This window comes from Candidatus Chlorohelix allophototropha, assembly GCF_030389965.1.
GTDB classification, from domain to species: Bacteria; Chloroflexota; Chloroflexia; order Chloroheliales; family Chloroheliaceae; genus Chlorohelix; species Chlorohelix allophototropha.
Map to the genome: position 1 here is coordinate 1,833,975 of NZ_CP128400.1, position 12,126 is coordinate 1,846,100.

Here is a 12,126-nt window from a genome sequence, read left to right on the forward strand (position 1 = left end):
TTACTCCTCAACTACTAATTCAAACAAAAGAACAGGCAATGCTAGGAATATAATATCGAAAATCGTGATAAATTGTAACTGTCCGGCGATGTCCTCTATAGGGCGATTCGACAGCAAAGCGGTGGTGGCGTTGGCAGCCGCGATAATTACCGGCAGCATTATCGAGAAAAACAGCACCGGCAACAGCACCTCACGCGCCCTAGTGTTGACTGCCATCGCTGCAAAAAGCGTCCCGATTTCAGCAAAGCCTAGCGTACCAAGCAACACCACCGGAATTAACAATGGGTTCCACATTGAATAATTAAAAACCACCCCAAAAATTGGGGTAATCAACATTTCCACCAGCACCATAAAGGTGAGGTTACTCAGCATTTTGCCCAGATAAATTGCGCTGCGGTCGGCGGGCGCAAGCAGCAACCCCTCCAACGAACCGCGATCTTTCTCCACGATAAAAGAGCGGTTCAAACCCAACACCCCGCTAAAGGTGTATGCCACCCACAACAAACCGGGCGCAACTCCCGCCACCTCTTTCGGCTCCATCAATTTGCCGGGCAGCGCAAAAGCGAAAACCAGCGTCGCCAGCAAACTGAATACAAACATTGCGCTGAATATATCTTTGGTGCGGAGTTCGGCGCGTACATCTTTGGAAAATACCGCCCAAACTTTTCGCAGGTAGTTACCCAATCAACGCCCCCTGCTAACCGAGTCGAAATAGAACTGCTGCAATTCATCCGCCGATAACCCAGTGGCGGGGCGATCCGCTACCAGTTTGCCGCCTGCCAAAACCACCACCCGGTCACACATCGCCAAACCGCGCTCAAGGTTGTGGGTGGTCATCAAAACGCTGCGCTCTTGCCCATCAATCGCCAGTTCGTGGATAAGCCCGCTCAACATGTTGGAGGCTTGTCGGTCAAGCCCGGTGTCAGGCTCATCCAGCAGCAGAATAGGGGGGTTGTGTAAAATCGCACGGGCGATGCTCAAGCGTTGCTGCATACCGCGCGAGTAAGTACGTACCCGATCAATAGCACGTCGCTCTAAGCCTACTTTTTCTAGAACTTCCCGAATACGCTTTTCGAGTTCAGGCACATCGTATAGCCTACCGTAAAAGCGCAGATTTTCAAAGGCATTCAAATCTTCATACAAAAAGGTCTGGTGGCTGATAACGCCAAGCAGACCTCTTATGGTTGGGCGTGCATCCTTGAGTGCAATACCCGCGATTTCAATTGTACCGCTGGTAGGACGCGCCAGCGTAGCGAGAATACGCAGTAGGGTGGTTTTACCCGCGCCATTTGGTCCTAATAGGGTTACAAACTCGCCCTGCCTTAAATCTAAATCAACCCCGCGCAGAACGGCACGATTCCCGAAGTTTTTCTGCAACCCTTTTGCCCGTATCATGACGGAATGCGCCGCTTTGGTCATCGCTTAGGAATTAGCTTCCTCCGCATTTTTGGTGCGCTTCTCAAAAGTGGCACCGCAACGAGAGCAAAATTTAGCTTCCTCGTCCTTGATTTCAGTACCACAATTCAAGCAAATTATCGGCAAAGGGGCTTTACACTTGGTGCAAAATTTATCACCGGGTTTGAAGGGTGTGTTGCACTCGCTGCATTTCAAACTCTCTTTTACCGAAGCTTTCGAGCGTGTATCTCCGGCAGTTTTCTCGGCAATTTGTTTTTTGGCAGGGGCATTGAGGGGTTGAGTAGGACGCGCCTTGCGCTTCAACTCGCGCTCACCTTCAACCAATTCTTCGGTGCGCTCCGAAACCGCCCCTTCGAGCGTCTTTAAACGGCTGCGGCTGCGTTCCTTAAGCATTTCGTAGTCTTGCGTCTCGATTATGCCCAGTTCGCGGTCGAATTCTAGCTCTTCCAGCGAAAGCCTTTCCGCGCCTGCCCGCTCGCGCAAGGTTTCGAGTTCAATTTGAGCATCGCTCAACTGCCGTACACTGGCTCGCTTTTTCCCGGTTTCAAGCTGAAGCAACGGTTGCCCGACTACAAAAACCACCGCCACCGCCACCATAAAGGCGATCAACCAACCGAGAAACGACAAATCTTTGTCTGAGTTGGAGGTCAGACTCGTTTGCAGTATTATGTTATGTAAAGTATATAGAGTCAATTTTTAATTTCAAACCTTAGAGGTTTATACCTCGCCACTATTTTAGACTTGCACCGTTTCGGATTTCTTAGGTTCGCCAGATTTGCTTTTAGTTGGAATCTGCACTACCTGCTCGTTAGGATTGGGCCAGATAGCCACCAGCAATCCGGCAATCGTCACGGCAAGCCCCACCCACGCCCATAACATCATCGGACGTACCAAAATCTGGAAGGGTGCGCTTACAATTTTATTATTCGCATCGACTTCCTGCTGACCGGTGGTAATCCAGAGGTCTTCCAGCAAGTCAGGGCGTATTGATACTGTCGTTACAAACTGGTCAATGCTAGGATAATATTCCACTGCCGGAGTAATGGGGTCTTGTGCTTTACCATCAACCGTAAGCGCGAGGTTTACCGGGTAAGTGGTTTTAAGATCGCCCTTTATCCGAGCCGCACTTACCAGCGTTAGCTTGTAGCTGTGTATCCCATTGATGAAAACACTATCACCTACTTTAAGCTGGACGAACTCAATCTTAGCTTCATATACACTACTGACGATAATTACCGCCGAGATTATCAGAATGCCGAGGTGCACCAGCAAACCGCCATAGCGGGGCCCATTGCGACGCGCCATATTTGTGGCAGCAACCAGCACATTAGTATCGCCATGATTGCGGCGGGTACGGATGCCCCGGTAGTAATCCAAAAATATTGTGGTGGCGGTAAAGACACAGATGCTCAAACCCACATATGCCAGAAATTCATGCATTCCCAACCCGTAAGCAATCAAGGCAAAGCCAAGACCCGCCAACGCTGGAATCCAGAAACTGCGCGAGATGCTTTCCAGAGAAGCACGTCGCCACGCGATGAGAGGGCCTATACCCATCAGGAACAACGTGCCTAATAACACCGGGTACATGGTTTTCGGGTAATAATCAGCAGTGGTTTCCGCCTTGTTTCCGGTGAATATTTGGGTAACCAGCGGGCTAAGCGTTCCCCAGAGAATAAAGGCTACACACAGGAAGAACAGAATGTTATTTAAAAGGAAGCTGGTTTCGCGGGAGATAAGCCCATCCAACTTGTTTTCGCTGCGTAATTGCGGTAAGCGCAGAAATACGTAGCCGAAGCCGATTATCAGCAGGATACCAATCCACGCCATAAAGTAAAGCCCAAGCGTGCTTTCACCAAAGGCATGCACGGAACTGAGAATACCGCTGCGGGTTAGGAAAGTGCCAAATAGCGAAAGTCCGTAAGCCAAAAACGCCAGCGAAATATTCCAGACTTTAAACATACCGCGCCGTTGTTGGATCATGATGCTGTGCATCAGGGCAGTATTGATAAACCAAGGCATAATAGCGGCGTTTTCAACTGGGTCCCAAGACCAGAAACCGCCAAAGCTCAGTACCACATAAGCCCATTGCCCACCCAGAAAGTTTCCTACGGTGAGAAAAATCCAGCTTGACAGAATCCAGCGCCGCGAAAAGCGAATCCAAGTATTATCCAGACGGTTAACAACCAGCGCACCGAAAGCGTAACCCGCCGCTACTATTGTACTGACATATCCGGCATAGAGCATGGGGGGATGTATTACCATACCGAGGTTTTGCAACAGTGGGTTTAAGCCGCGCCCATCCTGTGGAATTGTCACGCTCTGCTCAAACACGTTGGTAACGATACTAGACATCGCCGCAAAAAAGGCAGCGCCTGTCAACATAGTTACCAAAACCCAAGGTCCTATCTGACGGTAAGCAGCATGGCGGGTCTGGAGCAAGACAACTACCATAAAACCAGCCAGCATCCACGCCCACAACAGAAGTGAGCCTTCTTGACCGCCCCACATCGCCGAGAGTTTGTAGAACCACTCCATCGCCCGCGCGCTATTGGTAACTACATATTTAAGGCTGAAATCGTCATTCAGTAACGCCCAAATGAGACTGAGAGAGGCAAGAGTTATCAGACCTGAGGATACCCAAGCAGCCCTACGACCGCTCTTTATCATTTCAGGATAGCCCCGGAACGATCCGATTGCGAGCGCTACTGCGCCGTAAAGGGAAACGGCAAAGGCCACCAACATAGAAACATAACCAATTTGATTCATGGGGAAACTTTCGTTACCTTATTAAAGCTACTATATGCTCGTTTATGACTCTCGCCGTTTGATTTTGCCATTCCGAATAAATGCCAATAATGGTTACGGGGAGCTTCATCAAATAAATATATTCAGGATTTTCGCTTCAGGAGAGCTTGCAGACAAGTGGTTTAAGCCACTTGTCTCTCTTAACAGGTTCATTTTTATTATTCTGACAACCGTAACTCAAGGTGTATAGCTATGCCCTTATGCAACGTTGTACTACCAGAAATCTCTTACTTCATTTCTATGCTTAATTGCTACACTACTAAGCGGTTGTCGAATATTTGGATGGACATTTAGCCAGTAATTCGTTAGCCACAAACATTGACTGCGAAGAATTAAAATTCCCGGTTAGGGTGACCTGCGCTTCATCCTTGAAAGTATCCGGTATAACCCCTTTATAAGTTGCGGTTATGGTTAGGTCTTTTTGTTTCATGTCGGAGACAGTAAAAATATAGGTGTCAGCAGTAGCGCCCTTGCGAATAGTGCCGGGTACAACCTGCCCTGCCATACGGAATGGCTCATTAGCAAGAGCGCCGCTTACCAGTTTCGCCTTTACTTCATGGACATCATAGTAATAAACGGTTGCGCCTTGCATCGCGCTAAAAGCCACAAAAGCAGCTGCGCCAAGAATAACTATACCTACCAGGTAAAATTTGAGCTTGGATTTTAAAGGAGATTTGCGATGCTGTTCAAAGCCGGTGGATATAGATTTCACAGAGGCAGTTGATAAGGTAGCGCGAGCCATTCTAATCTCCCTTCAAATACGAGATATTGGGTATATAAAAATTGATTGAAATTTTACCTGATTGTAAATGTAAAAGTATCATAGGCAGAAACAAAAGTCAATAATAGTAAGTAATAGTAAGTGAGCCTGTCAGCCTATCTTAATCGAACCCTAATTTTTTCTTATAAAATATAGAGACCAACCTGGACTTAGGTTGGTCTCTGTGCTATGAGTGTGGATGTAGACTTGTTGAGCTAGGCAGATATGATCTATAAGAAAGGAAAATATTAATACATTAAAAATTTTTTGTAGTACTTTATTTTATGTGTTGTTCATCTTTTGTATAGGTTAATTATAAACCTTTTTTTAGCCCTGTCAACTATGGAAAAATTAAATATTGGGGTTTGTACAGATAACTTAGCAAAAATCTGGTATAATTTTCCTCTACTGACCTTTAGTGTTTTCAAGATACTTTTACTATATTAAATTTATGACTGTAAACGAAGAAATAGCCCTTCTTGTTAAAGAGGCAATCCATTACGCAGTACAAAAAGGGGCGTTGCCGGAACTAGCGTTACCGGAAGTTTTTGTAGAACGCACCCCCCGATATGATCATGGAGATTACGCCTGCAACGTAGCTCTCAAATTGAAGCGCGCCATCCCGAACTCAAACTCGATGCGCATTGCCGAAATTATCCGGCAATACCTTAAACCAAATGATTCAATAGCGGAAGTAGAAATTGCCCAACCGGGCTTTATCAACTTCCGAATGAAACAAGGCTGGTTAGCGGGTCAGGTTTTGGAGATTATCAAAGCCGGGCAGAGCTATGGGAATGTTGAGCTAGGTAATCAAACCAAAGTCCAAGTAGAGTTTGTAAGCGCAAATCCTACCGGACCGATTACCATCGCTTCGGCGCGAGGCGCTGCCCTAGGTGATGCCTTAGCCAACGTGCTGGAAGCGGCAGGCTATGAAGTAGAACGCGAGTTTTATGTAAATGATGCCGGTAGTCGCATGGAAGTGTTTTACAGCAATTGCTGGTATTATTATCGAAAGCTTCAAGGCGAAGATGCCACGCCCCCCTTGGAAAATTACCCTGCCGCTGAATTTGCAGCGCGCTTACTTATCGAGGAATATGGTAATCGCTTCCTAGCCTTGCCCGATTCTGAAGGTCGCTTAAAAGTAGGCACACTTGGAATTGAAGTGCAATTAGCCGACATTAAAGCTACCCTTGAGCGCATGGGGGTAAAATTTAATCGGTGGTTCCGGGAACAAAGCCTATTTGAGAGTGGCGAGGTACAAATCACCCTTGAGCAATTGCGCAAGAAGGGGCATGTAGCAGAGCGTGAAGGGGCAGTTTGGTTTGTTTCCAGCGCACTAGGGCAGGAAAAGGACAATGTGCTGATTCGCTCAAACGGCTTGCCCACCTATTTTGTGTCAGATATTGCCTACCACTATAATAAGTTTATAACCCGCGGTTTTCAGAAAGTTATCAATATCTGGGGAGCGGATCATCAGGGGCACATTCCACGCCTGAAAGCCAGCCTTAACGCACTCGGCTTGAATCCCGATGACTTAACCATTATCGTTATGCAAATGGTCATGGTCAATGGCGCGCGAATGAAAAAAACCACCGGCAATATCGTAACCCTTGATAGAGTTATGAGCGAAGTAAGTGCCGATGCAATACGGTATAACCTGATAAGTCGAAGTCAGGATACCAAAATTGACTTTGACCTTGACCTCGCGCTCGCCCAATCCAATGAGAATCCGGTCTATTACGTCCAGTATGCCCATGCCCGTTGTGCCAGCATTTTCAAGCAAGCTCCCGAAAAGGGCATTAATACTTGGGATGACGGTGATGTGTATCTTCTGACTAATGAGGGAGATTTGAATTTGGTGAGGCAATTAACTTTGCTGCCAGAAATTGTAGCAGGCGCGGCACGTAATCTTGAACCGCACCGATTGGCGTTCTACTCGCAAGAACTTGCTAGTGCATTCCACACCTATTATCACGATAATCGAGTAATTGACCCTGATAATGTGCCTTTAAGCAAAGCAAGGCTGCTCTTGGTTAAAGCAGTTAAAGTTACGCTGGCACGTGTATTAAGTTTAATGGGTATGAGCGCTCCGGAAGAGCTATAGTTCTATTGCGGCTCTTCCAGAAATATTGTATCCTTTATATACGCTCCGTAAAACAATCAAAAGCCAAGATTAAAGATTAAGGAGACTAATCTAAACTATGAGCGATGAAACTAAAAGTGGCTCGCCTATGGATCCATTTAATTTTTGGAAAAAAATGATGGATGCCAGCGAGGAAATGTCATCCAATGCTATGAACCAGTTTGTTAACACTGAAAAGTTCGCAGCAAGCATGGGTAAGAACATGGAATCCGCGATGACAATGCAGAAAGTTCTACAGGATAACATGGAGAAGTATCTGCATCTTCAGGGCTTGCCAACCCTCCACGATTTCACGCGGCTCTCTTCCCAAATCGTTGATATAGATGCGCGGCTTGATGACCTTCAGGAAAAAATCGAGTCTAACTCTACTTCTGCTGAAATCAGAAAAATCAGCGGACATGTGGGTAATCTCGAAGTCAGGCTCTCCAAAATAGAGAATACGCTGGAACAGATCATGAAAGCGCTGAACCTACAAGCCGCCGCCACTGACGATAAAGCTGTAGCTGAGACTCAATCAGCCGCCGAAGGTGATGCAGGTTATTACCCGTTGGGTGAAGCAAGCCCGGTTTCAAAAAAGTCGGCAAAGCGTAAAGCAACCGCAGAAACCGCAGAATAAGCCTCGCAGTATAAAAGAATAGAGAGAGTTGAAGAAAGAATGGAGGTAACAAGAATGGGCAGACTGGATGGTCAGGTAGCCATAGTTACCGGTAGCTCAAAGGGCATTGGTAAGGCAATTGCTATCGAACTGGCATTAGAGGGAGCCAGTGTGACCATAAATTATAAGAGTGATACGGCAGGGGCAGAAGAAACCTTAGCGCAAATTAGAGCAACGGGCGGTAAAGCAATAGCTATTGCCGCCGACGTTGGGAGTAATGAAGAAGCCAAAACGCTGGTTGAAAAGACAATAGCAGAGTTCGGAAAACTTGATATACTAATCAACAATGCGGGCATTACTCGCGATAAGTCTTTCAAGAATATGAATGAGCAAATGTGGCTCGAAGTTATTAATGCCAATCTCAACAGCTTATACTATTGTACTCATAGTGCGCTACAGTATATGCTGAACCAGAAACACGGGCATATAGTCAGCATTTCGTCTGTTATTGGGCAAGCAGGTGGCTTCGGTCAGGTAAACTACAGCGCTACTAAAGCCGCTATTCTGGGCTTTACCAGATCGCTGGCATTAGAAACCGCCAAGTCTGGGATTACTGTAAATGCCATTTGTCCGGGCTTCATCGCAACCGAAATGGTGGCAGCAGTTCCAGAAGACCGCCTTGATCTCATTAAAGCCAGAATTCCAATGGGAAGACTGGGAAAATCTGAAGAAGTTGCCCGAGCAGTTGTATTCCTATGCGCTGATGCCGATTATATTACCGGACAGGAAATCAACATCAACGGCGGGATACACATGGGGTAGCATAACCCAAAAGCGGTGAGCTTTCGTTGAATCAATTTTGAAACAGGTTAAAACACCCGAAAATGTTGGATGATTATCCAAAAGAAATAGACTTACGTGACGGTCAGATTGCTACCCTGCGGGTATTACATCAGGAAGATGAAGACCGCCTCATCATGTTTTTTCTAACCATACCCGAAGATGAGCGTAACTTTCTGCGCTATGATGTAACCGAGCGCGAAAGCCTAGAATCTTGGTTCGGTGGTCCTCGTTGGAATGAGGTATTCCCCATTGTTGCGGAAATTAATGAACGCATTGTAGGCGTTGCAGTTCTAAGAGGCTACCGCACCCAGTGGTTTGCGCACATTGGTGAGTTCTGGATGCTGGTGGGCGAAAACAGTCGCGGCTTGGGGCTTGGACGCATACTTGCCAGCGAACTATTCAACCTTGCGCGTGATCTAGGTATGGAAAAATTATCAGCCGAATTACGTGCCGATCAACTTGTTGCTATCAAAATTTATAAGCAACTAGGCTATGTCCATGAGGGCATCCTCACCGATTACATAAAAGATGCACAAGGCGTAACCCATGACCTACTGATCATGGGTTGCAAAATAAAGGATTACTGGCAGAAACTTACCGATAGCCAGATTTATCCCGGTAATACTATTATTAATCCCTAAAAACATTCTACTACACAAGGAGGCAGTAATTAGATGGCGTTGTTCGGTACACAGGAATGGCTTGATGAATTCAGAGAGGCGCTCAATACAAGCGCGAGTTATGAAGATGCCGCAAAAGAATGGGAAGGTGATTTTTATTTTATCGCTTCGCCGGACGAAACATCCACTGATGAAATTACCATGTATTTGAATTTACAATATGGTAAATGCCTTGAAGCAATTAAAGTAGAAGATGCTTCCCTGCGCACCCCTGAGTTTACTGTCAAAGGTCCGGCTGATTCTTGGTTTAAAGTGGCTACCAACGAACTTGATCCTATGCAAGCGATTATGACCGGCAAGTTGAGCCTCAAAGGCAATATGCAAAAGGTTATGAAAAACCTAAAAGCCGCCAATGAACTGGTCAATAGCCTCAAGCTGGTGCCTACCGAATTGCCGGGATAATAAACACTGTTAGAGGTTGTATGGAACAAGCCAGATTAGCGGAACTGTTACAAAACTTCCAGAGCCAGTGTGCGGCTGAAAACAATCTGTGTGAACTGAGCGTAGCCGCCGGTCAACCTGATATGCCCATCGTAGTGCTAGTTCATGGGATAGGGGGCAATGCTAAGCATTGGTCAGACCCCCTCAGCCTTAACGTCAACGACACTTGGCTATTTGATCTAAATAGCAAGCCCCCCAAGAATACAAAGGGAATAGCCACCTCGTTGCCTTATCAACCCGGCGCGGCAAAAAGCTGGACTCAGTGCTTGAGCGAAAATGGTTTTAGTTATGTAAACTTTAGTCAGTGCCATCCGAGCGACCTCCTACAATATGCTGTTACCGAATTAAGCGCCATCTTAAGCTACCTTGAAAAACTGGTTTTTCAGGCGATAGAACAAGAGGTAGCTACAAACGGCGGTAGCATACCGCCTATGATAATTTTGTGCCACAGTCGGGGTGGGCTGGTTACCAGAGCCACCCTAAAACAACTCGGCAATAGCGGAGTGCCGCATTTGCGCAAGGTTATCAGCCTTTGTACGCCTCATCAAGGCAGCTATATGCCCAAGCTGTCAAAAGATTACAATGATACCTTGCACCAAAATATAAATTTCGACATACTGGGCAACATCAAATTTCCGCCACCAATACAGGGCTTTCTGGACAATGTGCTGGAGAAAAACCTGAACGATGTGGCAAACAAAGTGCGTGAAGCTATCTCACATTCCTTCGGCGCACCCGCTATGAGCGCGGGCTTTGATGAACTTGTACCCGGTAGCGATATGCTGAACAACCTAGTTCAAGATGAGCAACCCTTACCCGGTGTACAATATTTTGGATTTACCGGAACTAACCCTACTTTTGTTAATTTATTTCTGTGCGAACTCGGTAAAGTGATCAATATTCTGGAGGTTTCCAGCCCCCACTTGCTAGAGTTTATCGGCAAGGTAGCAGACTCCCACCAAAATTACGGTAACTTTAAAGAGATGAGCGAGGGAGACTCGGCGGTAGCTATCAACAGCGCAAACTGGCCACCCCAGTTCAACGCTCCGCAACAAAATTTTCATATTAATCATATGCAAGCGCTCATCGACTCCGGTTTGCAAAATACAGTGCTTGGAATATTAAAGAGCAACTAACCGCCTTTCCAAATTTAACTTTGTACCCACCTGACGAATATAAAGCTCTCAAGGAAGCTCGTATTTCGAAAGAGTAGCTAAATATGTTATGTTATTGAAATGATTTTATTCTTGAATATCTAAATTTGGTAATGGAATTATGCTAGAATGAAAGTGGTAAACCTTTAAAGTTGTTTTAATTTGTCTAAGCTGGGTTGCCAATGAAAATACTAATAATTGATGATGAAGAAATGATCCGCAGCACCATGGCAGTGGTGCTAACCAACGCAAAGTATGATGTTATCAAGGCTGCCGATGGTAAAACAGGTCTAGCTATTCTCGAACAATACCATCCCGATTTGATTTTATGTGATATAAATATGCCCCAAATGGATGGTTACACTGTACTAAAAACCGTCCGATCCAATCCGCAATTTTCCTCCATTCCATTTATCTTCCTCACCGGATTTAATGAACGTAGCCGCATGAGAATCGGCATGGAGCTTGGAGCCGATGATTATCTGGTAAAGCCTTGCACAGTCGAAGAGCTAATTAATTCGGTTAATACCCGAATAGAAAAGCATCGCAATAATAAACGCCAAATCGAATCTAAACTAAATGAATTGCGCCAGAATATTACAACTATTCTACCGCACGAATTCCTCACTCCCTTGAGTGTAATCCTTGGCTATTCACTTTTACTGAGAGATTACCGGGATTCGCTTGAAAAAGATGAAATAGGCTTGATGGCAAATGGCATTTACCAGAATTCACAGCGCTTGAATCGGCTTATCCAGAACTTTTTACTGGTCGCAGAACTCGAAATTGTCAAAGAAGATCAGCAAAAAATTCAATTGCTCCGGCATGAACTTTGCGTTTCGCCCGAGCCGCTCTTAGCCGAAGTAATTACCAAAGCGGCAGCAGGTTTCGAACGGATAGGAGATTTAACTCTACAAGTAAGCAGTCAAAAATATAACGTTGCCATCAACGAAGCGCGTATAGCTAAAATCGCCGAAGAATTGGTCAATAATGCTTTTCGCTATTCCACGCCCGGCTCACCCATACTAGTAACTATGCGGCTGGAAAAGGGCGAGTTTGTGCTGGAAGTGCAGGATAAAGGGCACGGAATGAAAGCGGAACAAATCCGCTCTATCGCGGGGTTTGTTCAATTCAATCGGGAATTACACGAGCAACAGGGTGGCGGGCTTGGGTTAACCCTAGTAAAGCGACTATGCCAAATTTATAACGGTGAATTGAACCTGATAAGCATTCCAGAAATGGGTACTATAGCCAATGTTTCGCTACCACTCGCCCAATAAACGGAA

12 protein-coding genes are annotated in these 12,126 nt (G+C 45.9%); 7 read left to right on the forward strand and 5 right to left on the reverse strand.

What is annotated here, in order from left to right; all coding sequences use genetic code 11:
• The 5 genes from OZ401_RS20465 to OZ401_RS20485 all read right to left on the reverse strand — a co-directional run bounded on the left by OZ401_RS20465 (window position 1) and on the right by OZ401_RS20485 (window position 4,966).
• On the reverse strand, window positions 1-684 hold the full coding sequence (locus tag OZ401_RS20465) for a heme exporter protein CcmB (RefSeq protein ID WP_341470379.1): 684 nt from the start codon (window positions 682-684) through the stop codon (window positions 1-3).
• Window positions 685-1,419 (reverse strand): heme ABC exporter ATP-binding protein CcmA, encoded by a 735-nt coding sequence (gene ccmA / locus OZ401_RS20470; RefSeq protein WP_341470380.1) that lies wholly within the window; start codon window positions 1,417-1,419, stop codon window positions 685-687.
• A 3-nt stretch (window positions 1,420-1,422) separates the two neighbouring features.
• Window positions 1,423-2,109, reverse strand: a complete 687-nt coding sequence (locus OZ401_RS20475) for a zinc ribbon domain-containing protein (RefSeq protein ID WP_341470381.1) — start codon at window positions 2,107-2,109, stop codon at window positions 1,423-1,425.
• Window positions 2,110-2,151: 42 nt separating this feature from the next.
• A complete protein-coding gene (locus OZ401_RS20480) occupies window positions 2,152-4,185 on the reverse strand; it encodes a heme lyase CcmF/NrfE family subunit (RefSeq protein ID WP_341470382.1) in 2,034 nt (677 codons plus the stop codon).
• Between the two features lie 298 nt (window positions 4,186-4,483).
• Window positions 4,484-4,966 carry a cytochrome c maturation protein CcmE gene (locus tag OZ401_RS20485; protein ID WP_341470383.1) on the reverse strand — a complete coding sequence of 161 codons (483 nt, stop codon included), beginning with the start codon at window positions 4,964-4,966 and terminating at the stop codon, window positions 4,484-4,486.
• Between the two features lie 469 nt (window positions 4,967-5,435).
• Between OZ401_RS20485 and argS the strand changes: the two genes are divergently transcribed.
• The 7 genes from argS (at window position 5,436) to OZ401_RS20520 (ending at window position 12,120) form a co-directional block, all read left to right on the forward strand.
• A complete protein-coding gene (gene argS, locus OZ401_RS20490; protein ID WP_341470384.1) occupies window positions 5,436-7,088 on the forward strand; it encodes an arginine--tRNA ligase in 1,653 nt (550 codons plus the stop codon).
• 97 nt (window positions 7,089-7,185) lie between these two features.
• The gene (locus OZ401_RS20495; protein ID WP_341470385.1) at window positions 7,186-7,743 is read left to right on the forward strand and encodes a hypothetical protein; all 558 of its coding nucleotides are present in this window, start codon (window positions 7,186-7,188) and stop codon (window positions 7,741-7,743) included.
• A 54-nt stretch (window positions 7,744-7,797) separates the two neighbouring features.
• On the forward strand, window positions 7,798-8,544 hold the full coding sequence (fabG, locus tag OZ401_RS20500; RefSeq protein ID WP_341470386.1) for a 3-oxoacyl-ACP reductase FabG: 747 nt from the start codon (window positions 7,798-7,800) through the stop codon (window positions 8,542-8,544).
• A 62-nt stretch (window positions 8,545-8,606) separates the two neighbouring features.
• Window positions 8,607-9,206 (forward strand): GNAT family N-acetyltransferase, encoded by a 600-nt coding sequence (locus tag OZ401_RS20505; protein WP_341470387.1) that lies wholly within the window; start codon window positions 8,607-8,609, stop codon window positions 9,204-9,206.
• A gap of 33 nt (window positions 9,207-9,239) precedes the next feature.
• Window positions 9,240-9,647: an SCP2 sterol-binding domain-containing protein gene (locus OZ401_RS20510; protein WP_341470388.1), complete on the forward strand. Its 408-nt coding sequence runs from the start codon at window positions 9,240-9,242 to the stop codon at window positions 9,645-9,647.
• Window positions 9,648-9,667: 20 nt separating this feature from the next.
• Window positions 9,668-10,822 carry an esterase/lipase family protein gene (locus OZ401_RS20515; protein ID WP_341470389.1) on the forward strand — a complete coding sequence of 385 codons (1,155 nt, stop codon included), beginning with the start codon at window positions 9,668-9,670 and terminating at the stop codon, window positions 10,820-10,822.
• A 200-nt stretch (window positions 10,823-11,022) separates the two neighbouring features.
• Window positions 11,023-12,120: a hybrid sensor histidine kinase/response regulator gene (locus OZ401_RS20520; RefSeq protein ID WP_341470390.1), complete on the forward strand. Its 1,098-nt coding sequence runs from the start codon at window positions 11,023-11,025 to the stop codon at window positions 12,118-12,120.
• Window positions 12,121-12,126: the final 6 nt, after the last annotated feature.